We start from the raw sequence: 23,650 nt of genomic DNA, 5'->3' as shown, positions 1-23,650 counted from the left end.
CCGCCTCGATTTCTTCGAGGCGGTTTTTTTGTATTTACTTTATTAGAGTTGTTATGGCATTACATAACGATTTCTGAGAAAAAATGCTATAATAAATACTTTATCAAATTATAAATATTTTAATTGAATTCATCTTTCAAAGATTGACTATTTTCTAAAAAGTATTAACTCTAATTAATCCTAAAGATCGGATAAAGCCGATGCGTTTTCTCGTAGTAGTTGGAATGTTTGTAAACCCAATCCAGCTGTGCGTCGCCGTCTTGAGCCAACTTTGGATTGATGGATTTTTCCATTTCGAAAGCGGTTTTCAAAGCTTTATTTTCTTTCAGAAGTTTACTGGCCGTATCTTCGAAAACATAAGGCGAATAATATTCCTTCTGACCCAACATCGCATCGAAGAAATTCCAGTTGAAGTAAGAATCCACTGCTTCCGGCTCCAAAGTTTCCAAGAGAAATTTCACGCCATCTTGATTCAATGGAACCAGAAAATCTCCTGCGCGAAATTTCATTTTGCCAGAATCTTTGGTCACAAATGTATCGTAATGCAGATAGTGACCTTCATACGGATTGGGAACGGTTTTGAAATCTTTGATCCTGTAACTTTCCACCACCATCGCAGAATCCTGTTTTATTGGAATCATTTTTATTTGGTTAAGCTTCAGCAAATCAATCACTTTCCATTCGGATTGTGGGATGACGTAATATTTTGGGATTGTAACTTCTTTTGCCGGAACATACGTGTTGTAATATTTCACAGGATTGGAAAACGGCGATTTTCTGTCGTACCAAAGTCTGGTTTTTCCGGAAACGTCGCTTGGTTTATATTTCGCTTCAAAACCTTTGAAATCAATCGTTTCGTATTTTGTAGAATCAAGTTTCCAGGCAATCGCATATCTGTTTCCGACTTTGTATTGTTTCAGATTTTCGGCTCGTTTTTGCTGAATGGTTTTGTAGTTTTCATCGATATAATTAATGTTATCGACCATATAATCATACGTCACTTTCACGCGGTCTTTGTACGGCTTCAGCATATGCGTTTCCACCACCGTCCCGATGGAATTGAAAAGTGTCGTGTAACCTGTCGCATATCTCGGAGAATCGGTAAATGCTGGAAAACCGTCGTCCGGAACATCGCCGTGAATGTTGACATAAGGCACAGAAATCACCCCTTTTTTCTCCATATTTTTCAGAAGCGTTTTCTGCATTTCGCCATTGAAATAATTGCCGAGAACATTTCCCAACCGTTCTTTGTTCGTCGAAATATAAGTGAAAGTGTATTGATAATCCGCACCATTGCTCACGTGATTGTCTATGAAAACATCAGGCTTCAGCCATTGAAAAATCTGCTGGAAACTTCTGGAATTTTTTGAATCTGTTTTGATGAAATCCCGGTTCAAATCATAATTTCTTGCATTCCCACGGAAACCATATTCTTCCGGACCATTTTGATTGGCTCTGGAAAAACTGCCACGGTTCATCATTCCGCTGATGTTGTAACTTGCTATGGACGCGATGATTACATTTTTCGGCGCTTTAATTTTTCCGGTTGCTAAGTCTCGCATCAACATCATCGTCGCATCAATGCCGTCCGGTTCACCTGGATGGATTCCGTTATTGACGAATAAAACCGATTTTCCTTTTCTTGCCTCTTCAAAATTTTGTTTGGTCGAATTGAAAATCACCACATCGATTGGCGCGCCGTTGTCATCTTCGCCTCTTGTCTGGAAAGTGATGCTTTCAAATTCCTTATCCAGTTTTTGATAATAAGTTCTCATTTCCTCAAACGTGACGGTTTGGTTGCCGTTGCCTTTTTCGAAAGGCGTTTGGAAGGATTGGGAGAATGTGAAAGTGGAGATAACAAGGAAGAGAATTGAAAGATTTTTCATAATGCAAATGTAGAGAACTCGAAAATATATAATCCACAGAATTTTCTGTGGATTATATTTATGAGTTTAAAAATTTAATTATTCGAAAGTAACTTTTATAAAAACCTTTTTTAAAACCCCATTTTTCTCAATTGAGTGTACTATTACCTTAGGTTTATATTTAGTGTGATAAAAAACTCTGCTATTAATCAATTTTACATATCCCAATTTAACTTCGTCTTTATACAAAGCAACAGCATATTGATCATAAGCATTGTCTTTTTCTAAAACAGATTTTAAAATATCTCCTTCATTTATTAAACTACTTTCAATTTTAGTTGTGGATAAACCTGAAATTTCAGTAATAAAACAAAGACTTTTCCTAGGATAGAAGTCTGCTAAAAATTCAAAATTATCTGTTGGAACAAGTCCTTGAGTCATAGCCAATAAATAGTAGGTATCATCTCTCTTATTTGGTTCAATCATCCAAAAATCATAGAAATATTTTGAATCATTTCTCTCATTTTTAATTAATCTGTGACCAAAAATATCTAAAACGTTTGATTCATAAACCTTATTTATATCAGGGAAACCTTCAAAAAGAAGAAATCCATTTTTTTTAGCTTCTTCAACTCCTTTTTTAAGATAATTAAATACAACTCCTTCCGAAGAATTTTTTTTAATTCTTCCTACAGGAATTCTACTACCTCCCTTACCTGTTCTCCAAGTTAGATATATATTTTTAATTGACTTTTTCATAATAAAGAGAGCAGTTTTTGAATACGTAAATCTACAATTTTTACAATTACCTCTTTCCTGTCTTTCGTTAATTTATAGTCATAACAAAAATCAGGCAAACTATTGTCTATTTTATTTATTAGTGTTTTTAATTTTTCTATATTATATCTATTTCTAATAACTTTGAATCTATTTTCAATTGTTTCCTGATGCAAGGGTAATAAATTTTGTATAAGTTGAAAATGATTTATTTTATTTCCTTCCCAATGAATCTCTGATTTCCCTTTAATGACATATTTTTCTATAAGCAAATCATCATTATTCATTTTAATAATTTCCTCATCAGTTTTTTCTCTTGCGAGGCAACAACCAGAATCATAAATAGGAGAAAATTTAGTGCTATTATTAATATTAACTCTAATTATACTAATGTTCTTTCTCCTTTGTTCTATCTTTCTATTAGTAAAGAATGTTTTAAACTTTTCTATAAAATTTAAATCTTCTCCGTTTTGCAATTTTTTGAGATTTTTATTACTAATAGGAATTTCTATATATTCTCTTACAAATCCCCAATTCTCTTGATGGCGATCAGAATTTCCAATAATACAGTCGAATATAATTACATCAATTAAAGAAGGAAGATGTACATCAATTTTATGATGAATTAAAGCTCTATTAATAAACTGAAATGTATAACTTTTCTATCATTGGCAGGATCATAGTTTGGAGAGTATCCTTTCAAATAAGTAATTCCTTCTGTAAGCCTTTCTTGTTTTTCATCAATCATTGATTTTGATAAACAACCAATTTTTTGAATATGATTAGAGTCATAACCAATATTATAGTCAAGCATATTAAAGCCCAATAGTTGACCAATCTTAGAGGATATTATTTCAGACCAAAATTCCAAAGGATATCTTATACTTCCATCAGGAGCTTCCTTTGAACCCTTAAAATAAAAAATTTCTTCATTATCATTTAACGAGATAAATTTAGCTCTAGTACCACCAGTATTAACAAAATTCCTTTTTTGCCATATTGTGACATTTGTAAAAGAAGGAATTAGTTCTTCCATTTTTGGATAAATTTAATTAGTTCTGAGTTAATCATTCAACTTCAAAACAGCCATAAACGCTGACTGCGGAACTTCTACTCTACCAATTTGCTTCATTTTTTTCTTACCTTCTTTTTGTTTCTCAAGAAGTTTACGTTTTCTGGAAATATCACCTCCGTAACATTTTGCTGTAACGTCTTTTCTCAAAGCTTTGATGGTTTCCCTGGCGATAACTTTCGCTCCCAAAGCCGCCTGAACAGCGATATCGAACTGTTGTCTCGGAATCAATTCGCGCAATTTTTCACACATTCTTTTTCCGATGTAGAACGCATTGCTATCGTGGATCAATGAGGATAAAGCATCCACCATATCGCCATTGATCAAAATATCCATTTTCACCAACTTAGAAGCACGCATCCCAATCGGAGAATAATCGAAAGAAGCGTAACCTTTGGAGATAGATTTTAGTCGGTCATAAAAATCGAAAACCACTTCTGCCAAAGGCATATTAAAAGTTAATTCTACTCTGTCCGCCGTCAAATAACTTTGGTTGACAATCTCGCCTCTTTTCTCGATACAAAGTGTCATTACACCGCCTACGAAATCAGATTTTGTAATGATAGAAGCTTTAATATAAGGTTCCTCAACTCTGTCCAAAAGATTCGGGTCGATCATTTCGGATGGGTTGTTGATCAAGATCGGTGTGTCTGGTTCTTTTTTGGAGAAACCGTGGTACGAAACGTTGGGAACCGTTGTGATCACATCCATATTAAATTCGCGGTCGAGACGTTCCTGAACGATTTCCATATGCAACATTCCCAGGAATCCGCAACGGAAACCAAAACCAAGTGCTGCAGAACTTTCCGGCTCGAAAACCAGGGAAGCGTCATTCAGTCTTAATTTTTCTAATGAAAACCTCAACTCCTCAAAATCCTCAGATTCAATTGGATAGATTCCGGCAAAAACCATTGGTTTTACCTCTTCGAATCCGTCGATGGCTTCTGATGCAGGATTCACAAAAGATGTAATCGTATCACCAACTTTTACTTCACGGGCATCTTTTATCCCGGAAATGATGTAACCTACATCGCCACATTCGATGGTTTTCTTTGGAAGCTGTTTTAGTTTTAAAGTTCCAACTTCGTCTGCGCCATATTCTTTTCCTGTAGCGAAGAATTTGATTTTTTCGTTTTTGGAAATACTTCCGTTCACAACTTTGAAATAGGCTTCAATTCCTCGGAAAGGATTGTAAACAGAATCAAAGATCAATGCCTGAAGTGGTGCTTTCGGGTCACCAACTGGTGGCGGAACTCTTTTGACAATTTGCTCAAGTAATTCGTGAACACCTTCACCTGTCTTCCCTGAAACTCTTAGAACGTCTTCATATTTACAACCTAGAAGTCCCATGATCTCATCGGTCACTTCTTCCGGATTGGCTGATGGAAGATCGATTTTATTAAGGATTGGAATAATTTCCAAATCGTTTTCTAAAGCCAGATACAAATTACTGATGGTCTGCGCCTGAATACTTTGCGCTGCATCGACAATCAATAATGCACCTTCGCAAGCCGCGATGGAACGGGAAACTTCGTAAGAAAAATCTACGTGTCCTGGCGTATCGATAAGGTTTAAAATATATTTTTCACCATTCAGCTCATAATCCATTTGGATTGCGTGAGACTTGATGGTAATACCGCGTTCTTTTTCCAAATCCATATCATCCAAGGTTTGCGATTGCAACTCTCTTTGTGTTACGGTGTTGGTATATTCTAAAAGACGATCTGCCAATGTACTTTTACCGTGATCGATATGTGCAATGATGCAGAAATTCCTGATGTTTTTCATTTAAAATTCTTGTAGTTTGCAAAGATAAAAAAACAGACTGTAAAAAACAGTTTTAATATGACTCAGTTTCTAATCTCGGAAAATATACTGTCCGTTCATAAAATCGATATACACTTTTTCTCTCTTTTCGGTTTTAGCTTTGTTGAATTTTGAATTCGCTTTGATCGCATCAATTGTACCGCCGATCACGCCACCCACGATTCCTCCGAACAAGGCTCCAACAAGTCCAAAAGTATTTCCGCTAGACGGATATATCAAATCTCTATTAGAATCTATGTAAAACCCGCCGTCATTTTTATTAAGAGGAATAAATCCTTCCAACGTGTTGTGATATGCAATACCATTTTCTACATAAGCAAAAATCTTGGGAGCGCGTAATTTCTCTTCCAAATTATCAGGATTTTCGGCTTTTACTACATTTCCTTTTTCATCCTTTACAATTCTGTATCGTAATACATCCTGACTATAGAATTTTTCAAAATCCCCGTAAACACCATTTTTGAGGGATTTTGCAGCAAAGGCATTTTGTTTTTCGAGCAAAATATTATAATATCCAGACAATTCATTTTCTGCCAAAGCGATCTGTGAAGGCTCTTCTTTAAAAGATTTTGAAATAATATGCTGTAAGATTTTCTCAATCCCTTTTGATAAAGTTGTAGGGATTCCGCTTGCTTCTTTGGGATTAAAAGTAAGGATGTCCTCATATCTTTTTAGAGCATAATATTTTGAATCCTGTTTGAGGAATGTTGTGAGTTTCACTTTTAGTTTGCAATAGTTTGTATTGACTCCCAATGAATTGTAGACATTCAAATCCTGAATCAACAAGATCAATTCTCTTCCGCCTTTCTTTTTATTTTGTTTAGAAAACCAATCTTCAATATTCTCAGTTGCAGTACCTTTAGGAAAGCCAAAGCTGTAGGTTTTTCCTTTATAAACTAGACTTCCAATATTGCTATCCTTTCTCTCATCAATCACTTTGAGTGTAGATGCACCGTAATAATCTCGAATCGGAACATCCAGTTTGATTTCTTTAACTGATTTCTGAGCAGCAAAAAATATTGGAAGCAGGATTAAAAAAAGTGTTTTTTTCATTTGATTTTAATTTTTTCTCTAGACAGCCTGATCTTATAGTTGAAGAATGACTTGAAAGCAAATAAAACGTTAATCTTTCATAAAAAAAAACTATTGCAGAAAAAAGTTTTATTTTTGCAAATTAATTACAATCAAGTGACAGATTTATTCTGGCGGGAATTATGAAGAAATATATTAGTTTATTAGTGTTGTCTGTGATTTTGCTGTCTTGCAAAACAGAAATGGATCAGGCTATGAAGAGTGCAGACAAAGATTTTATCTTAAAAGTTGCTAATGAAAAATTCGCAAAGAAAAAATGGGCAGATGCGCTTGCTTTGTATGACAGATTGCCAAATCTGGTAGCCGGAACTGATGATGCACCCAATGTTGTTTTCAATTCGGCTTATGCCAATTATTATGATAAAAATTACAGATTAGCGGCCAATCAGTTTAAGAATTTTGTGATCAGTTTTCCTCAGGATCCAAGAAAGGAGGAAGCGGCTTATCTTTCAGCGCTTTGTTATTATGAAGGATCTTTGCAATATAACTTAGATCAAAGCAACACAGAATCTGCGATTACAGAACTACAGAATTTTCTGAATGAATATCCGGATTCAGAGCGTTCCAAAAACATTACCCAATTGGTTGATGAGTTAGCTTACAAATTGGAGTTCAAAGCGTTTGAAAATGCTAAGCAATACTACAAAATGGGCGAGTACAAAGCTGCTGCGGTGACTTTTGAAAACGTTTTGGAAGATTTCCCGGCAACCAAGCTGAGACCAAAAATCTACGATATTATTATGAAGTCTAAATATGAATTGGCTGTCAATTCTATTTACGATCTGAAAAAAGAAAGACTGGATAATGCTGCAGCTTATACGAGAAGAATTTCTGCCGAACTTCCAAACTCTGAATACTCCAAAACAGCAGATGAACTTAACGCCAAACTGGAAGCTGAGAAAGTAAAATTCGCCGCACTGCAGGTAGAAGTTGAAAAAAGAAAAGCGGAATATGATGCAAAGGTGAAAAATGCTGAAGCCAAAGAAAACGAGAAAAAAGAATTGGAGCAGGAAAAAAATCAGGCGAAAATTGAAAACTCTGCAGACCAGGCCAGGAGAGACAGTGCAAAGGTAAATTCGCCGGAACCACAAGCTACTTTCAAGTTTAAAAGATAATTAGTATATTTGCAACCCTAAACAATTCGTCCAATGAGCCTTAAAGATACAAAAGCAGAAGTAAGCACCATCACTTACGACAAAGATAAAATCGAAGCAAAAGTAGCCAGCATCTACGAAGCGATCGTGATTATGGGTAAAAGAGCTGAGCAAATCAATGGAGAAATCCGTACAGAATTGCACGGAAAACTAGATGAATTTGCTGTTCACAATTCTACTTTGGAAGAAGTTTTCGAAAACAGAGAGCAAATTGAGATCTCCAAGCATTACGAAAAAATGCCAAAGCCAACATCTATTGCTATCAGAGAATGGCTGGATGATGAGATCTACCACAGAAAAACTGAAGAAAAAAACTAAATCTTTCAGATTTAAAAATATAAAACCGTCGCTTTGAACTCACCTTCAATCTGACGGTTTTTTTGTTATTATAAATTTGAAATCCAGCAACTTCAAATCAATTTTACTTGATTAAACTTCGCTCTCTAGATAAATCAGAAGAAAGAATAGAAAACTTTGGGTTTAATTTAATACTTTCGCTAATAAAAATCAAAGCAAAATGAGCTTGCAAGGCAAAAAAATCATTCTTGGAATCACAGGAGGAATCGCGGCTTACAAAATAAATTACCTGGTTCGGGATCTCATAAAATCCGGAGCTGAAGTGAAAATTATAATGACAAAATCTGCAGAAGATTTCGTGTCTCCACTCACGCTTTCCACGCTTTCCAGAGATAAAGTCTACACTAATTTTTATGATGAAAACAAAACCTGGAACAACCACGTTGAACTCGCACTTTGGGCAGATTTGATGCTGATTGCACCTTGCACAGCAAACACTTTAGCAAAAATAACGAACGGACTTTGTGATAATTTCCTGATGGCCGTTTATATGTCTGCAAAATGTCCCGTGATCATCGCTCCGGCAATGGATTTGGATATGTACTCACATCCAACGGTTACGAAAAATCTGCAGACAGCTGAAGGTTTTGGACACCAAATCATTCCGGCAGAATTCGGAGAACTGGCAAGCGGACTTTCTGGACAAGGCAGATTAGCAGAACCTTCCACCATTTTATCAGTTTTAGAAAATCAATTTTCTGAGGTTGAACAAAATTTTGCGGGTAAAAAATTTCTGATTACAGCCGGACCAACTTACGAAAATATTGATCCGGTAAGATTTATCGGAAATCATTCTTCCGGAAAAATGGGATTTGATCTCGCAAAAGAAGCTGCAAAACGTGGCGCAGAAGTGATCTTAATTTCCGGACCATCTTCCCAAAAAGTTGATGATAAGAATATTACAGTTCATCGAGTGACTTCGGCACAGGAAATGTTTGATGAAGTTTTCAAATATTACGAAAACGCAGATGTTGCGATAATGAGCGCTGCAGTTGCAGACTACACACCGAAAGTAAAAGCAACAGAAAAAATCAAGAAAAACGAAAACGAATTGACCATAGAATTAGTCAAAAACAAAGACATTCTCAGAACAATGGGCGAAAGAAAGTCCAGGCAATTTTTGGTTGGTTTTGCTTTGGAAACGCAGAATGAAGAGGAAAATGCAAAAGGAAAATTAGTCAAGAAAAATCTCGATATGATTATCCTGAATTCTTTGCGAGATGAAGGCGCAGGATTCGCAAATGCAACCAACAAGATCAAAATTTTCACACCAACAGAAGAACAATCTTTTTCATTAAAATCAAAAGAAGATGTTGCGAAAGATATTCTGAATTTTATTGAGCATAAATTGTAAGAAAAACGGTAGATTTTCGTTCTATTTTTATTAATACTTAGATTCTTAACTTTAGCAAAGATTGCTTATTTTTACAAACATTTTTATTGATAGATGAAAAAACTACTTTATATAATCTGCGCTTTATTTTTCGCTCAAACGGCTTTTTCGCAGGAGCTTTTGGCAACAGTGCAGATCAACAATCAGCAGATCGCAGGAAGTAACACGCAGGTTTTCCGAACGTTGGAAAAATCTTTGCGCGATTACATCAACAACACAAGCTGGACAGGAAAAAAACTTCAAAACTTCGAAAAGATCAAATGCAACTTCGCAATGGTCATTTCCGGACGTAACGGTAATGTTTTCGAAGGGAATCTTGTGGTGCAGGCAACACGTCCCGTTTTCAATTCTCAGTATGAATCGCCTTTGATCAACATCAATGACAAAAGCTTTTCTTTTGAATACGCAGAAAACGAGAACCTGATTTTCAACGAAAGACAATTTTCAGGTAAAAATTTGACAGATGTCATCAGTTTCTACATCTATGTGATCTTGGGATATGATGCCGACAGTTTTCAGTTAAAAGGCGGACAGCCGTGGTTTGACAAAGCATTCAAAATCGCTCAAAACTCTCAGAATCAAAACTATGTAGGCTGGAATCAAATCGAAAGCCAAAGAAACCGTGGCGCGCTAATCTCCGGTTTGCAAAACGAAAATACCTCAACTTTGCGAACGGTTTATTACAGCTATCACCGTGCAGGTCTGGATAATTTGGCAAAAGCAGATCAAGGTCCGGCGAAAAAAACCATCGCAGAATCTCTTATGCAGCTCAAGTTTTATGAGAATAACTTCCAGATGAATTATCCGTTTACCGTTTTTATTGATAGCAAAAGTACCGAGATTTTCAACATCTTCAATTCCGGCAACAATGCTTCGGTCAACATCAGCGAACTGAAGACTTTGATGAATATTTTTGCTCCGATTGACAATGATGCCAAATGGAGTAAGTGGAAATAAAACACTTTTAAGTACTATTTGAGCAGCTTTATCCGCCATCCGTTCCCTCCCGATTTTTACATCGGGATCCGTTCAAGTCGGGTTGCGGGTTTTGTCTTCAAATCAACCTTAAGTAAATAATTTAGTTGTAAAAAAAGAATTTCGTGCTTTCAAGAATTTTTATTCAGAATTTTGCATTAATTGACACCCTTGAGATCGATCTCAGGAAAGGTCTTCAGGTCATTACAGGAGAAACCGGAGCCGGAAAATCCATTATCCTCGGCGCATTACGTCTGATAATGGGCGAAAGAGCCGACGCCAAATCCTTTGCAAAGTCGGACGCCAAAAGCATCGTAGAAACCGAATTCCAAATCAGTGAAAATTTCAAAGATTTCTTCGAAGAAAAAGATCTGGATTTCGAAGAGCAAACGATTATCAGAAGAGAGATTTCCTCCGGTGGAAAATCAAGGGCTTTTATCAATGATGTTCCTGTAACGCTGGATGTTTTAAAGGAATTATCTTCGAGATTGATTGACATTCATTCCCAATTCGAAACATCTGATCTTTTCACCGAGCAATTCCAGTTTGGAATTCTTGATGGATTAGCAAGAAACAAATCGTTACTTTCTGATTATCAAAACCATTACATTGGTTATCAGACCACGAAAAGAGAAATCGAACAACTGAAATCAGCACTGGCGGAAAATAACAAAGAATCTGATTACAAAAATTTCCTTCTTGCAGAACTAGAAGAAATGCAACTGGACGATCTGGATTTTGAAGAAATTCAAAATCAATTGAATACGCAGGAAAATGCAGGACAAATCAGTGAATATCTTTCAGAAATACTTTCAAAATTAAATCAGGAAGATTTCGGAATCTTGTCCGGACTTTTTGATGCTAAAAATAAAATCGCCAAACTTTCCGAACTTTCTACAGATTATCAGGACCTAAGCCAACGCCTGGAAACGACTTATCTGGAGCTGAAAGACATCAATATCGAAATCGAAAATAAAGCAGAAAATCTGGAAATTGATCCCAATCTTTTGCAGGCATTGTTGACAACTGTCAACCGATTAAATTCACTTTTCTTGAAACATCAGGTGAATGACATTGATGGACTTTTGGAAATCCGGGAAGAATTGTCCGCAAGTCAAAATTCTTTGGAAACGATTGAAAATCAAATCGAAGAAAAAGAGAAAAATCTTAAACTGATTGAAAAAGAACTTCAGGCATTAAGCAAAAAATTATCAGAAAACAGATCTAAATTTTCCGGAGCATTAGAAAATCAGGCAAAACAAATCTTTTCAAAATTAGGTCTTGAAAAAGCTATTTTAAAAATTGATTTGTCAGAATCTTCAGCTTACAATCTTCACGGGAAAAATAATATTCAGATCTTATTCCAAGCTAATTCCGGTTTTCCATTGAAACCAATTCAAAGTGCTGTTTCCGGCGGAGAAAGATCAAGAGTTATGCTGGCCATCAAAAAAATAATGGCAGAGAATAATGATCTTCCAACCTTGATTCTTGACGAAATCGACACAGGCGTTTCCGGCCGAATTGCCGAAGAAATGGGGAAACTGATGCAGGAAATGTCTCAGGATCTTCAGCTCATCGTTATTACACATTTAGCGCAAGTCGCAGCGAAAGGCAACGAGAATTACAAGGTGGTAAAATTTGATGAAAACGGAATCACCAAAACCACCATCGTCAGCCTTTCCGAAGAAGAAAAACTGAACGAAATTGCTCAGTTGATTTCTGGTTCTAAGATTACTGAAGCGGCTATTTCTCAGGCGAAAGAGTTGATCGGGTAAGGAATTTTTTTTGAGATTTTTGCTATTGGTCGCTCCTCTGGAGCTGTGCTTTAAATGATAATTATTTTTCTACCAACTGTTGACCACTCTGTGGCTTTTCGAACAAAAAGTTATTTCTTACAAAATTCGTTTTCATAGAATTGAAAAATTTCAAAAGAAAAAATTAATTAACTTTGATGTAAATATATCTGCTATGCAAACGCTTACGTTACAATACAGTCAAGAAATAAAGGAAGAATTACTGAAGGTTTTAGAAAAATTTTCCAAAAAAGATCTGGAGATTATTGATGAAAATCCCAAATATGATCAAGTGAAAGAAGAGCTGCATGCAGATTATAAAGCCTATAAAAATGGAGAAACAAAACTCCTGAGCATTGATGATTTTGAAAAAGAAATGAATGCTCTTTTCCCTAAGGAATGAAAATCGAAACAACAACTGAATTTCGTGCGAAATTAGAAAAGCAAATTCAATACATTTCTTTAGACAAGCCAAAAGCTGCTAAAAATTTTAAAAGCGCAATTTTTTCAGAGTTAAAAAAACTAAAAGAAATGCCTTATAAAAAACAAGCAAAGTAAATTTTTTGACGACCAAAATATTAGGGAATTAATATATAAAGGCTATTCAATTATTTATATTGTAGAAAAGGAAAGGATCGTTGTTTTTGGTTTCCACAAATGGGAAAACACTCTCGGCTTGTAATTTACTTAATTCTATTCAACAGTTTCTCTGTGTCTTCGTAATCTTCGCCAGATTTTTTGGCTAGTTCTATGGATTTTTGTGCCCACAATTTTGCATTCGCTTTATCTCCAAGTTTTTTGTAAAGATTGGCCAAAGTATCTGTAAAAGCATAATTTTCGTCTTTTTTAATCGATTCTTTAGACCATAAAACGGCAGTTTCCAAAGATGATTTTGTATCCACATTCTCGAAGAAATTCCAGGCTGCAGAATTGAGCGCGCCAGAGGAAGCTGATGCATAATCCTTATAAATTTCCAGCATTAGCTTTTCGTAGGTAGGAATATCTTTGTTTCTGAAGGCGTTGCCAGCTTTTTGTCTTAATACATATTTTTCAGCTTCGGTTTTTCCTACAACTTTCTCAGCTTCTGTGAGTAGGTAAGTTTCATTATAAGATTTAGTTTCTTTATTATAAGCTTTGGTCGTAATCGTACTAAGCTTTAGATCTTTGTTGATTTTGTTGTATGAATCCTCGGAAACAACAGCAATAACATCCGCCTTTTTCGCTTCAAAAGTTTTATAGAGTGGAGATTCAGTATTTTTAATGGCTTGTAACAAAAGACCGACATCCTCTTTATCGAAAGCTTTTTTATCAGCGAAATATCTGTCTAAAACTTTCGCCGTGAATTCAGGTTCTGTGTAGATTGTCAGATTTGCCAGATTTTTAAGGAATTCAGGACTTTTCTCACCAGCTTCAAATTGCTTTTTCAAAGCACCGATTCTTCTGGTTGGATCTTCGGCGTCTTTAGCAAACTGCAGGAAATCTTTTTCTTCTACATACCCCAAAGTCCTGTGCACTACTTCTCCGTTTCCATCAATAAAAAGATAAGTCGGATACGCATTGACCTTGAACTTTTTAGCCAATTCTATTCCTTCGCCTTTTTCCATATCGATCTTAGCATTCACAAAACGTGCATTGTAAGTATCGCCAACGGATTTTTGAGTAAAGATGTTTTTTGCCATCAGTTTGCACGGTCCGCACCAGCTAGTGTAAGCGTCCAAAAAGATCAGTTTGTTTTCTTTTTTTGCTTTTGCTAATGAACTTTTGAAGTCAGAATTTTCAAAAACAATCCCTTGTGAGAAATAGATCAGGGATGAAAGCAGGAATAGAGCGGAAAGTAATTTTTTCATTCCACTAATTTATAAAATAATTTGATTAAAAAGCGTTTACTGAGCGTTAAGAATAAGAAGCGGATCGATATATTGTCTGTCGTTGCTCAGCCTCGGCACTTTGTTCTGACCGCCGAGTTTTCCGCGGCTTGCCATCCATTCGTAAAATAAGTTTGGTTTTGCGGCGTGGACGATCGGACATCTTAATGTAATATCATTGTAGCGTTTGGCTTCGTAATCGGAGTTTAATGTTTTGAGGGTTCTGTCAAAGACTTCTGTGAATTCCTCAAGACAATTCGGGTGTTTTGTAAATTCGAAGATCCACTCGTGGCAGCCTTTGCTTGTGTTGGTCATAAAAACCGGTGCACCTGTGTAGTCGGATATGCTGGCATCCATATGTTCACAAGCAATTTTCAGAGCAGTTTCTACATTATCGATCATCAGTTCTTCGCCAAAGGCATTGATGTAATGTTTTGTTCTTCCGGAGATTTTGATTCTGTAAGGATTTATGGATGTAAACTTAACTGTATCTCCTATCAAATAACGCCAAAGTCCGCCATTGGTGGTGATCACGACTGCGTAATTTTTATTAATCTCAACCTCCTGAATCGGAATTGCCTCACGGATTCCTGCATAGTAAAGATCCATCGGAATAAATTCGTAGAAGATGCCGTAATCCAGCATTAGCAGCATTTCGTCGCTTCCTGCCTGATCCTGAATGGCAAAAAATCCTTCGGAAGCATTGTAGATTTCGTAGTATCGGATTTTTTTACCGATAATTTCTTCGTATTGATTTTTATAAGGTTTGAAGCTGATGCCGCCGTGGAAGAACACTTCCAGATTTGGCCAAAGTTCAGAGATTGCATCTTTGCCAGTCTCCTGTAAAGTCCTTTGCAGCAACACCATCATCCAGCTCGGAACACCTGTGAGACTTCCCACATCTTCGTTCTTCACTTCTCCGATAATAGCTTTCATCTTGCTTTCCCATTCGGACATCAACGAAGTTTTTTTGCTTGGCGTGTTGATGATCTCCACCCAAAACGGAAGGTTCTCAATCAATATGGCTGACAAATCTCCAAATTTGGTATTGAAATCCTGATACATCTCTGCACTTCCGCCCAAACGAAGGTTTTTATGCTGGAAGAGCTCGCTCTCAGGATGGTTATTGACGTAAATTGAGATTAAATCTTTTCCCGCTTTGTAATGACAATCTTCCAGACTTTCTGCGGTAATAGGAATGTACTTACTTTTCGCATTTGTAGTTCCGGAGGATTTTGCAAATTGTTTTATAACGCCCGGCCAGAAGACATCTTTTTGTCCCTGACGTGCTTTTTCTATGTATGGTTCAAAGTCTTCGTAGCAGACGATCGGTACTTTTTTCCGGAAATCTTTGTAATTGGAAATGGAACTGAACCCGTACTTCATCCCGTACTCGGTTTCTTCCGCATTGAAGAGTTGGGAGAACAACAAACCCTCCTGTGTTTCCACTGGATTCTGTTTGAAATGCTCAATTTGATCTATCCGCTGACGGATAAACCAATTGACGACGGTATTAAATAAAGCTTTGGTTGCCATTCTTCACAAATATAACAATTTTTGGGAATGGAAAATGATTTGATTTTTGTTTTTGGAAATCCCGTTTATTTTCGAAATTTGCTCAAGACGGCTAAGCGCAACTGGATTGGATTTACAAACATTCCGAATACTACGAGAAAATGCATCGGCTTTATCCGGTTTTTAGGATTAATTAGAATTTGGGCAGCTTTTCCGCCTTCCGTTCCCAATCTTTTTTGCAGACGATTTCAGTTTAAATAGAACTTTAGACATGCAAAAAAGGATTTCCACTCAATTCGGGCTGCGAATCAACTTATAGGAACATTCATCATTACACACAATTTGTCATTTGGAACAAATCAAAATATAGCTTGAGAAATTATTTTTTACGGTTTACATAAATTATCTCCAGCCTTTTACTATCTAAATCTCTCTTGTTTCTTCCAAAGAAGCCAATTTCTGAATCGCTTGGATTTTTAGTTCTCAATTCTCCAGGATTGACATAAGTGTACATTCCGTAACCGTGACCGGAAACAAGCCAGCCATCAGTTTGATTTAATTTTATAATGCCAAAGTCTCCTGCAGAACCTCCAGCGTACACTGGACCAAAGTCTTTCATTTGTTTTAATGCTTCGCTATTTACGTCTTTAATTGTATTTGCTTCATCAAAAATAATATAAGTTCCATTTTTAAACAACACCCAGTCCTGAAACTTGGGATTAATGGCTAATTTGATGTGGCTAATTAATTCATGATTGCTCATTTGGACAGTTTTTTCATCTATATTTTCACTTTGTTTGTTACAACTACTTAATAGAATGCAAGCTGTTATTATTATTAGTCTCATTATATTTGTGTTATTTCTGATGCTGTTTATCAAATCTACAAAATTTCCAACCACAACCCAACCTTCGAAGCCTTTCCACTTGCCATTCAACAAAAACTTAGTATTTTTGAGACAATTAAAAATAGAAAACCTTTAGGAATGTCAAATTTCCAAAGGTTCACAAAAATAATTCTATGAAAAAACTGCAATTCTCTTTAGTTTTTATTCTTTTCTCTTTGGTCGTTTCGGCGCAGCAAAGTGCTTACTCCCAACAATATGCAAAATACAAAATGGATATTGATGTGGATGCGGCCAACTTCACTTACCAAGGGAAGCAGACTTTGCAATATCAAAACAATTCGCCAGACGAGTTGAGAGTGGCGTATTTCCATTTGTATTGGAACGCCTTCAAAGCAGGTTCTATGATGGACCAGCGTGTGGCGGGTCAAGGTGTGAATGCGGACAGCAGATTGGCAAAACGTGTTGGGAATACAGTCATTTCCAGATTGTCCGAAATTCCTAAGAATGAAGAAGGCGCGCAAAACATCCGTTGGATAAAGCAGAACGGAAAAGATCTGAAATTTGAGATTCAGGGAACTATTATGAAAGTTTATTTGGCAGAAGCCATTAAACCAAATTCTTCCACCACTTTCACAATGGAATGGGATGCAGTAATTCCTATGCAGATCAGAAGATCCGGACGCAACAACCGCGAAGGTGTCGATATGACAATGACGCAATGGTATCCGAAAATTGCAGAGTATGACTACGACGGCTGGGCTGCTTTCGATTATATCGGAAGGGAGTTCCACGCCCCGTTTTCTGATTACGAAGTGAATATCAAAATTGATAAAAATTATGTCATCGGAGCCGGCGGAAATCTGGAAAATCCGGCAGAAGTGAAAGGTTATGACAGCAATGCAGCTATTAAACAAGATATTTCGAACAAAGTGACCTGGAAATGGACAGCCAAAAACATTCTTGATTTTGCCTGGGCAGCAGACAGAGATTACACCGTTGAAAGCTTTCCAATTCTTGACGGACCAAAGGTTTTCTTAGTTTATCAAAAATCTGAAAAGACAAAATACTGGTCTGAAATGAAACCGTACATCACAAAATATTATCAGTTGATGAACGCGACTTTCGGACGTTACAAATGGCCAAGTTATTCTTTCATCCAAGGTGGCGACGGCGGAATGGAGTACGGCATGTGTACCATGGTTTTGGGCGAAGCCACAACTTTGGAAGGTCTTAGCGGACTAATGTTCCACGAAGGCGCACACTCCTGGTTTCAGCAGATGCTGGCTACAAACGAAAGCGTAAGGCCTTGGATGGACGAAGGTTTCACGCAGTACGCAGAAGATTTTGTATCATACAGATTGTTCCCACCAAAGGAGTCAAAACCGAATCCTTTCGCAGACGCCATCAGAGCTTATGTGAATTTTACAAAGTCCGGAAAAGAAGAGCCTGCGGTTTGGCTTGCAGATCATCACGACAACGGAACGGCTTACACTTATGCAAGTTATATTAAAGGTGAAATGTTTTTGGTTCAGCTCGGCTATATTGTCGGAGAGGAAAATCTCAATAGAATTATGCTGAAGTATTACGACGAATGGGCGATGAAACACCCTACAGAAAGAGATTTCATCCACATCGCGCAACAGGTTACGGGGATGGATTTGAAGTGGTTTCAGCATTATTGGATCAACACGACAAAAACCATCGATTACGGCATCAAAAATGTCAAATATGACCCTGAATCTACCACAGTTACTTTGGTGAATAAAGGCGGCGTTCCGATGCCGATTGATTTCAGTGTTTTGACTAAGGATAAAAAGGTCGTTAATTACAATATTCCGTTAAGTCTTACCAGAACCTGGAAATCAAAAGATATCTATGGACCGTTCAAAACTTTACCTTATTGGGCTTGGACACAGCAGGAATATACATTTACAATTCCTTACACCAAAGCGCAGTTATCAGCAATCGGCATTGATTTCAGTGGACGTTTGGCAGATGTTAATTCTGAGGATAATTATCTGGAGGTGAAGTGATAATGTAACAGTGTAATAATTTAACAATGTATCGGTGACAACGGACTTTAAGATTTTCAGATATTGGTAAACTGTTACATTTTATAAATTGGTAATTTAAAAAGTTTTATGAATTCCATCGTAATCAATATAGGCAACACCAACATCCGCTTTGGATTGTTTGATGGTGACAATTGTGACATTTCCTGGGTCATCAATACAAAACCTTACAAAACGACGGACGAATTGTACGTTCAGATTTTGATGTTGTATCAGACTTATAAAATTGAGGTTGAGAAAATTGACAAAATCATCATCGGTTCAGTCGTTCCTCAATTAACAAAAGTCGTGAGCAGCGGCATCAAGAAGATTCACAATAAAATTCCGATTATTGTTGACAGAAATACGCCTTCCGGAGTCATTCCCAAATCAAAACAAATGGGAACGGACATCTATGCGAATTTAGTTGCAGCCCATAATCTGTATCCGGAAAAGAAGAAAATTATCATTGATTTTGGAACGGCACTCACGGCAAGTTGTCTTGATGAGAATGGAGAAACGCTTGGTGTCATCATTGCGCCGGGAATTGTAACATCGCTTAATAGTTTGATTCAAGGAACTGCACAGCTACCGGAAATTGAATTAGTGAAACCGAAATCTGTTCTTGGATTGGACACCATCAGTTGTATGCAAAGCGGGATGGTTTACGGTTTTCTCGGAATGGTGGAAGGTTTTATCGACAGAATTAATGAGGAGGTGAACGATGATTGTTTTGTGATTGCAACCGGCGGAGTAAGCCACGTTTATAAACCTTTGACGGACAAAATCAATATCGGCGACAGACTTCACACGTTGAAGGGACTTTATTTTTTGGGGAAAGATTTGTAGGGACGAATTTATTGGATGTAATTGCTGACTTCGATTAGATTAAGATCGGGATCCCGGAAATATATAGATCTGATTTTTCCGTTTGCGCCAGTTCTTTCTACGATGCCTTCTGTGATGTTAATGTTTTTTTGTTTTAATTCTGATAGAATCTCTTCCAATTTAGTTTCGGCAATGAAACAAAGGTCAGCCGAACCAGCTGTTGGATTTTCAGCTTTAGGCTCAAATTCTTTTCCTTTTTGATGAAGATTAATCTTTTGATTGCCAAATTTTAAAGCTTTCCTGTTGTTAAATATAACCAATTCGAAACCAAGAACTTTTGTGTAAAATTCAGCACTTTTTTCAATGTCAGAAACGGTTAAGACGAGATGATCCAGATGAGAAATCTTCATTGATTATCTTTTATTTTTAAAAAAGCTTTTCACTATCTCAGAACATTCATTTTCCATAATTCCGGTGACGACTTCCGTTTTTGGATGAAGTGATAAACCTTTATTAATAAAACCGCGTTGCTCATCTCTTGCACCGATCACAACTTTTGTAATTTGCGACCAGCTGAGTGCACCAGCACACATCACACAAGGTTCCAGAGTGACGTACAATGTACAATTCTGAAGATATTTCCCACCAAGGTAATTGGCGGCAGAGGTAATAGCCTGCATCTCTGCGTGTGCTGTCACATCATTTAAGGTTTCTGTAAGATTATGAGATTTTGCAATGACTCTGTTATTAGAAATGACAACGCAGCCAATTGGAACTTCATCTTTTTCCAGAGCCAATTCAGCTTCGTGGAAAGCCATTTTCATAAAGTATTCGTCGGTAAACATTTAGATGGCAGAAGTTTCGGATTTGGTCATATCTGCGATGCTGGTGTCTAAAATCGGCAGCATATTGTCACGGACATTAATAAGTAATTTTCTGATGCTGCAAGTGCCTTCATCTTTACAGTCAGCACATTTTTCATAAAAGTTAAGGGAAGCGCAGGGCAATAATGCAACCGGGCCATCCACAATTCTGATGACGTCTAAAACCTTAATGTCGGCTGGATCTTTCATCAATGTGTAGCCGCCTTCTGCACCTCTTTCGCTTTTCAGTATTTTATTCTGTTTCAGTTCACGCAGGATTTGTTCCAGAAATTTGAGCGGAATACGTTCGTTCTCCGATATTTTTTTTGCAGAAAATAGGGAAGCATTGTCTGTCCTGTTTAGGAAAAGCAAAGTTTTGATAGCGTATTTGACTCTTTTTGAAAGCATAGTGTAAAAATAATCAAAATTTTATAACTCAGAAATAATATTCAGATTCGAATAAAAAAAGCCGTCCTGTTACGAAGAACAAGACGGCTTTGTCATTATTAATAATCTAATTATGGGAACTTAACGCCCGAGTAGGAGTTTGGATTTACCATAGGAAGATTGGATCTGTATTTCGAATTGATAGCTTTTAAGAATTCGTTAGCAATAATTGCATAACCTCTTCCAAGTGGATGTACTCCATCTAGTGAGAAGGTACCTCCTGTAACAAATTTTGCAGTGTATTTTACACCATCAAATTGAATTCCAGAATTTGAGTTTAATTCAGTCATTTTGGCATTTGCATTTACAAAAGCTAATCCATAAGCTGTTGCAATATTTGCAATTTGCAGATTATACGCATCTGTAGCCGTTTTTACTTTTGCTGATTCTGTTTTTGTTAATACCAATTGATCTGGCAAAGGAATTGTCACACCGTTAATTTTTTGGGAAGTTGGACTCGGTGGCAATCCGGTTGTAGGATCGATACCAATAATTCCAGATGCTGGCAGTAAAATTAAATCTTCCGCAGTCGCATGTCTTGCTTGCCCATACATTTTTGATGCTTCTGGCAGGTAAGCAGAAATGTCCAAAAGACTTTTATCTACAATAAGAACAGGATTATTAGCAGAAGCGGTTAATGTCACAAATCTTTTCGCCTGTCCAAGACTTGCGAGTGCAGCATTAAGCTGTCCAAAGTTTGCGTTAAGAACTGTTGCAGAAGCAGCAGCCAGTGGAACTGGATTGTAAGGCACAGTTGTAAAATAAGGTATAGATGTTACGTAAGGAATATTAGCAATGACACCTTTTGTAGCTCCTTTACTTTTTAATCCTTCCAAGACTGCTTTTATTGAATTTCCTACCAATACGGGATCAGAAATATCATTAGCTCTATAAGTTGCGGGATTGGGATTGTCTTTTTGGTCAGTTGCTTGGGTGTATGTAGTTACGCCTCCTACAGTCTGCGAATTAGTTCCGCCATTTGTTGAATAAGACAATACATCATTTGCTCCAATCCAAAGTGAGAAAAATGTTGGAGATTGAGCCATAGCATCTGCCAAAACTGTTGTAGTAGCAGAGGTAGCAAATCTTACAAAATAAGGATTTGCAGCACCAATCGATAAGTTAGAAACACTTCCATATCCAGGCGTTATCAAGTGGAATGATTTTGCTCCCGGAACTCCCATATTGCTAAAATATTTTCCAGCTCCTCCAATTACATCAAGAGTTGCAGCAGCAGGTGCTTGAACAGGAGACAGAGATTGGCTTACCACTGCTCCGGTATAGTCTTTCTTATCTACTAATTGAAGATTATATTTTCCACCAAATCCAGGAAGACCTACAAATCCGCCAACGTCGTTAGGCATCATTGGTTGGGAAAATTCTCCTCCACCAGCAAGTTTCATTTGCCCTGCAAGCATAGAAGGGTATGATTCATTCTGTCCACTGGAGTACAATGCTCCGTCTCTATAGCCGGAAGTTAAGGAGTTTCCTAAAGCAATATATTTGGAAAAGTTGGCATCTCCTGAGGTTACAACAACATCTTCCGTATCGTTATCGAAATCTGTTTGACAGCTCACTGCAAATAAAAGTGAAGCTGCTATACTTGATAAAAATATCTTTTTCATAATTATTCTATTTTTTAAAATGCGTTGTAAGATAATCCTAAACCAAAGTAAAATACATCTGCTTTAGCCTGTCCGTAAAAACTGTTGTACTTATTGTTTACTTTTCTGCTTTCCGGCATTGCGTAAGCTCCCGAAATATCTACACCTAATTTGTTGAATTTTAGTCCAATACCTCCGGTTAATACATAATTGTTAAATGAAGGAGTTTCCGGGATGAAATTCTCATCAGAATAAGGAGACTCATCATAATACCAACCTAATCTACCCGCAATCATATCGGTGAACATATATTGTGTTCCTACACGTATGGATTTGGCATTTTTGAAATTCTTAGGCGCTACCAAAATAGTAGGATCAGACGCTTGATTACCAACAGGTGCATTGGCAAAATCTAAAGTCAGCTTATTGTATCGTTCCCAACCGTGGTAATTGAAATCTGCAGAGACCAGCCACTTTGGAGTCACTTTGTAGGTTGCCCCTATTGTAATTTCATCCACCAAAGGTAACGTTGCTTTGAAGGTGTCAACACCGCCAGTTGCTGCCAAACCAATATTAGGATATAATGCTTGAGAAATATTAAAAGTTGCTTTTCCGTTTTCCGCTTTCATATCTACAGGAGAGCGATAGGCAACACTCACGTCCCACTGGCTGTCTGGCTGAAAATAGAAACCAAATCCAAAACCGTGTCCGGTAGCCTCGTCATCTAAAAGATTAAGAGATCCGCCAAGCTGCGTTACTCGTTTTGTCCAGTCTACTTTTCCTTTTGCATAGATGTAGCTGGCTCCAAATGATGCCCAAGGTGCTAATTTTACAGAAACCATTGGTTGGAAGAAGTAACTTTTCAGCTCTAATTTTTCTACCATTTCTGCACCTTCCCAGCCTGTAGGCCATTCGATTGTACTTCCAAAAGGTGTGGAAAAACTGAAACCTAAAGAAAGATTGTCCAGAACTTTGTAAGCAACTGCCGCATAGATGGGTGTTCCCAGCGGATTATCAGTCTCTGTTTGCTGCAAAGTATTGGTATTTTGGAAAGTGATTTGGTTAGAAACGCCAAAACCACCCACTGCTACACTTAATTTGTTAGGAATAAAAGAAATACCTGCAGGATTGAAAAATGCAACACTTGCATCCTCCGCGTGAGCACTGGTATGAGCCATCGCTAGCTGCTTTACGCCCTGAAGAGATACTCGGAATCCTCCTGCGTATGCCATTACACCGGCGGTTAACGCCATGGTCATTAAAATTCTTCTCATAGTGATTATTATTAATGTTCCAAATTTATAATTATTTTGATAACAATTATA

Annotated in this window: 23 protein-coding genes; 9 read left to right on the top strand and 14 right to left on the bottom strand. The window is 37.1% G+C overall.

Annotated elements, in window-relative coordinates; translation table 11 throughout:
* Positions 1 to 170: 170 nt before the first annotated feature.
* From LUD75_RS17075 to LUD75_RS17050, 6 genes are all read right to left on the bottom strand, one after another.
* Entirely contained in the window at positions 171 to 1,886 is a 1,716-nt protein-coding gene (locus LUD75_RS17075; protein WP_232707022.1) for a hypothetical protein, read from the bottom strand.
* Between the two features lie 78 nt (positions 1,887 to 1,964).
* Positions 1,965 to 2,624: a hypothetical protein gene (locus LUD75_RS17070; RefSeq protein WP_232707021.1), complete on the bottom strand. Its 660-nt coding sequence runs from the start codon at positions 2,622 to 2,624 to the stop codon at positions 1,965 to 1,967.
* Entirely contained in the window at positions 2,621 to 3,118 is a 498-nt protein-coding gene (locus LUD75_RS17065) for a hypothetical protein (RefSeq protein ID WP_232707020.1), read from the bottom strand. The genes LUD75_RS17070 and LUD75_RS17065 overlap by 4 nt, the downstream gene beginning before the upstream one ends.
* Positions 3,119 to 3,267: 149 nt before the next feature.
* Complete coding sequence (locus LUD75_RS17060) at positions 3,268 to 3,678, bottom strand: hypothetical protein (protein WP_232707019.1); 411 nt, start codon at positions 3,676 to 3,678, stop codon at positions 3,268 to 3,270.
* A gap of 27 nt (positions 3,679 to 3,705) precedes the next feature.
* Positions 3,706 to 5,502, bottom strand: coding sequence for a translation elongation factor 4 (lepA, locus tag LUD75_RS17055; RefSeq protein ID WP_232707018.1), 1,797 nt, complete (start codon positions 5,500 to 5,502; stop codon positions 3,706 to 3,708).
* 69 nt (positions 5,503 to 5,571) lie between these two features.
* The gene (locus tag LUD75_RS17050) at positions 5,572 to 6,594 is read right to left on the bottom strand and encodes a hypothetical protein (protein WP_232707017.1); all 1,023 of its coding nucleotides are present in this window, start codon (positions 6,592 to 6,594) and stop codon (positions 5,572 to 5,574) included.
* A gap of 161 nt (positions 6,595 to 6,755) precedes the next feature.
* Here LUD75_RS17050 and bamD point away from each other — a divergent pair, with 161 nt between their 5' ends.
* From bamD to LUD75_RS17015, 7 genes are all read left to right on the top strand, one after another.
* Positions 6,756 to 7,748, top strand: coding sequence for an outer membrane protein assembly factor BamD (gene bamD / locus LUD75_RS17045; protein WP_232707016.1), 993 nt, complete (start codon positions 6,756 to 6,758; stop codon positions 7,746 to 7,748).
* A 33-nt stretch (positions 7,749 to 7,781) separates the two neighbouring features.
* Positions 7,782 to 8,105: a DNA-directed RNA polymerase subunit omega gene (locus LUD75_RS17040; protein WP_034973898.1), complete on the top strand. Its 324-nt coding sequence runs from the start codon at positions 7,782 to 7,784 to the stop codon at positions 8,103 to 8,105.
* Between the two features lie 199 nt (positions 8,106 to 8,304).
* Complete coding sequence (coaBC, locus tag LUD75_RS17035) at positions 8,305 to 9,498, top strand: bifunctional phosphopantothenoylcysteine decarboxylase/phosphopantothenate--cysteine ligase CoaBC (RefSeq protein ID WP_232707015.1); 1,194 nt, start codon at positions 8,305 to 8,307, stop codon at positions 9,496 to 9,498.
* A 93-nt stretch (positions 9,499 to 9,591) separates the two neighbouring features.
* On the top strand, positions 9,592 to 10,494 hold the full coding sequence (locus LUD75_RS17030) for a DUF4835 family protein (RefSeq protein ID WP_232707014.1): 903 nt from the start codon (positions 9,592 to 9,594) through the stop codon (positions 10,492 to 10,494).
* A gap of 143 nt (positions 10,495 to 10,637) precedes the next feature.
* Positions 10,638 to 12,287 (top strand): DNA repair protein RecN, encoded by a 1,650-nt coding sequence (locus tag LUD75_RS17025; RefSeq protein WP_232707013.1) that lies wholly within the window; start codon positions 10,638 to 10,640, stop codon positions 12,285 to 12,287.
* Positions 12,288 to 12,366: 79 nt separating this feature from the next.
* A complete protein-coding gene (locus tag LUD75_RS17020; protein WP_232707012.1) occupies positions 12,367 to 12,708 on the top strand; it encodes a hypothetical protein in 342 nt (113 codons plus the stop codon).
* The gene (locus LUD75_RS17015) at positions 12,705 to 12,863 is read left to right on the top strand and encodes a type II toxin-antitoxin system RelE/ParE family toxin (RefSeq protein ID WP_232707011.1); all 159 of its coding nucleotides are present in this window, start codon (positions 12,705 to 12,707) and stop codon (positions 12,861 to 12,863) included. The genes LUD75_RS17020 and LUD75_RS17015 overlap by 4 nt, the downstream gene beginning before the upstream one ends.
* Before the next feature lie 125 nt (positions 12,864 to 12,988).
* On the opposite strand, the gene LUD75_RS17010 is transcribed toward LUD75_RS17015, so the two are convergent.
* The 3 genes from LUD75_RS17010 to LUD75_RS17000 form a co-directional block, all read right to left on the bottom strand.
* Complete coding sequence (locus LUD75_RS17010; protein WP_232707010.1) at positions 12,989 to 14,152, bottom strand: thioredoxin fold domain-containing protein; 1,164 nt, start codon at positions 14,150 to 14,152, stop codon at positions 12,989 to 12,991.
* 36 nt (positions 14,153 to 14,188) lie between these two features.
* Positions 14,189 to 15,706, bottom strand: coding sequence for a GH3 auxin-responsive promoter family protein (locus tag LUD75_RS17005; RefSeq protein WP_232707009.1), 1,518 nt, complete (start codon positions 15,704 to 15,706; stop codon positions 14,189 to 14,191).
* A 358-nt stretch (positions 15,707 to 16,064) separates the two neighbouring features.
* Positions 16,065 to 16,532: a hypothetical protein gene (locus LUD75_RS17000; RefSeq protein ID WP_232707008.1), complete on the bottom strand. Its 468-nt coding sequence runs from the start codon at positions 16,530 to 16,532 to the stop codon at positions 16,065 to 16,067.
* A 173-nt stretch (positions 16,533 to 16,705) separates the two neighbouring features.
* Here LUD75_RS17000 and LUD75_RS16995 point away from each other — a divergent pair, with 173 nt between their 5' ends.
* Positions 16,706 to 18,565 carry a M1 family metallopeptidase gene (locus LUD75_RS16995; protein WP_232707007.1) on the top strand — a complete coding sequence of 620 codons (1,860 nt, stop codon included), beginning with the start codon at positions 16,706 to 16,708 and terminating at the stop codon, positions 18,563 to 18,565.
* A gap of 108 nt (positions 18,566 to 18,673) precedes the next feature.
* Positions 18,674 to 19,432 carry a type III pantothenate kinase gene (locus LUD75_RS16990; protein WP_232707006.1) on the top strand — a complete coding sequence of 253 codons (759 nt, stop codon included), beginning with the start codon at positions 18,674 to 18,676 and terminating at the stop codon, positions 19,430 to 19,432.
* An 8-nt stretch (positions 19,433 to 19,440) separates the two neighbouring features.
* Here the strand turns inward: LUD75_RS16990 and LUD75_RS16985 are convergent, their stop codons facing one another.
* The 5 genes from LUD75_RS16985 to LUD75_RS16965 form a co-directional block, all read right to left on the bottom strand.
* Complete coding sequence (locus LUD75_RS16985; RefSeq protein WP_232707005.1) at positions 19,441 to 19,821, bottom strand: VOC family protein; 381 nt, start codon at positions 19,819 to 19,821, stop codon at positions 19,441 to 19,443.
* 3 nt (positions 19,822 to 19,824) lie between these two features.
* The gene (locus tag LUD75_RS16980) at positions 19,825 to 20,256 is read right to left on the bottom strand and encodes a nucleoside deaminase (protein ID WP_232707004.1); all 432 of its coding nucleotides are present in this window, start codon (positions 20,254 to 20,256) and stop codon (positions 19,825 to 19,827) included.
* Complete coding sequence (locus LUD75_RS16975) at positions 20,257 to 20,682, bottom strand: Rrf2 family transcriptional regulator (RefSeq protein ID WP_232707003.1); 426 nt, start codon at positions 20,680 to 20,682, stop codon at positions 20,257 to 20,259.
* A 110-nt stretch (positions 20,683 to 20,792) separates the two neighbouring features.
* Entirely contained in the window at positions 20,793 to 22,346 is a 1,554-nt protein-coding gene (locus LUD75_RS16970; protein WP_232707002.1) for a G-D-S-L family lipolytic protein, read from the bottom strand.
* A gap of 14 nt (positions 22,347 to 22,360) precedes the next feature.
* Positions 22,361 to 23,599: an outer membrane protein transport protein gene (locus LUD75_RS16965; RefSeq protein WP_232707001.1), complete on the bottom strand. Its 1,239-nt coding sequence runs from the start codon at positions 23,597 to 23,599 to the stop codon at positions 22,361 to 22,363.
* Positions 23,600 to 23,650 lie beyond the last annotated feature (51 nt).

Source organism: Epilithonimonas sp. JDS, assembly GCF_021261315.1.
Taxonomy (GTDB): domain Bacteria; phylum Bacteroidota; class Bacteroidia; order Flavobacteriales; family Weeksellaceae; genus Epilithonimonas.
This window is presented reverse-complemented; position numbering and strand designations above follow the sequence as displayed.

Bases quoted from the DNA above. Each gene is read 5' to 3' on its own strand.
- LUD75_RS17075 (WP_232707022.1), bottom strand. From the start codon at position 1,886: ATGAAAAATCTTTCAATTCTCTTCCTTGTTATCTCCACTTTCACATTC.
- LUD75_RS17070 (WP_232707021.1), bottom strand. From the start codon at position 2,624: ATGAAAAAGTCAATTAAAAATATATATCTAACTTGGAGAACAGGTAAG.
- LUD75_RS17060 (WP_232707019.1), bottom strand. From the start codon at position 3,678: ATGGAAGAACTAATTCCTTCTTTTACAAATGTCACAATATGGCAAAAA.
- lepA (WP_232707018.1), bottom strand. From the start codon at position 5,502: ATGAAAAACATCAGGAATTTCTGCATCATTGCACATATCGATCACGGT.
- LUD75_RS17050 (WP_232707017.1), bottom strand. From the start codon at position 6,594: ATGAAAAAAACACTTTTTTTAATCCTGCTTCCAATATTTTTTGCTGCT.
- bamD (WP_232707016.1), top strand. From the start codon at position 6,756: ATGAAGAAATATATTAGTTTATTAGTGTTGTCTGTGATTTTGCTGTCT.
- LUD75_RS17040 (WP_034973898.1), top strand. From the start codon at position 7,782: ATGAGCCTTAAAGATACAAAAGCAGAAGTAAGCACCATCACTTACGAC.
- coaBC (WP_232707015.1), top strand. From the start codon at position 8,305: ATGAGCTTGCAAGGCAAAAAAATCATTCTTGGAATCACAGGAGGAATC.
- LUD75_RS17030 (WP_232707014.1), top strand. From the start codon at position 9,592: ATGAAAAAACTACTTTATATAATCTGCGCTTTATTTTTCGCTCAAACG.
- LUD75_RS17015 (WP_232707011.1), top strand. From the start codon at position 12,705: ATGAAAATCGAAACAACAACTGAATTTCGTGCGAAATTAGAAAAGCAA.
- LUD75_RS17010 (WP_232707010.1), bottom strand. From the start codon at position 14,152: ATGAAAAAATTACTTTCCGCTCTATTCCTGCTTTCATCCCTGATCTAT.
- LUD75_RS17005 (WP_232707009.1), bottom strand. From the start codon at position 15,706: ATGGCAACCAAAGCTTTATTTAATACCGTCGTCAATTGGTTTATCCGT.
- LUD75_RS17000 (WP_232707008.1), bottom strand. From the start codon at position 16,532: ATGAGACTAATAATAATAACAGCTTGCATTCTATTAAGTAGTTGTAAC.
- LUD75_RS16995 (WP_232707007.1), top strand. From the start codon at position 16,706: ATGAAAAAACTGCAATTCTCTTTAGTTTTTATTCTTTTCTCTTTGGTC.
- LUD75_RS16990 (WP_232707006.1), top strand. From the start codon at position 18,674: ATGAATTCCATCGTAATCAATATAGGCAACACCAACATCCGCTTTGGA.
- LUD75_RS16985 (WP_232707005.1), bottom strand. From the start codon at position 19,821: ATGAAGATTTCTCATCTGGATCATCTCGTCTTAACCGTTTCTGACATT.
- LUD75_RS16980 (WP_232707004.1), bottom strand. From the start codon at position 20,256: ATGTTTACCGACGAATACTTTATGAAAATGGCTTTCCACGAAGCTGAA.
- LUD75_RS16975 (WP_232707003.1), bottom strand. From the start codon at position 20,682: ATGCTTTCAAAAAGAGTCAAATACGCTATCAAAACTTTGCTTTTCCTA.
- LUD75_RS16970 (WP_232707002.1), bottom strand. From the start codon at position 22,346: ATGAAAAAGATATTTTTATCAAGTATAGCAGCTTCACTTTTATTTGCA.
- LUD75_RS16965 (WP_232707001.1), bottom strand. From the start codon at position 23,599: ATGAGAAGAATTTTAATGACCATGGCGTTAACCGCCGGTGTAATGGCA.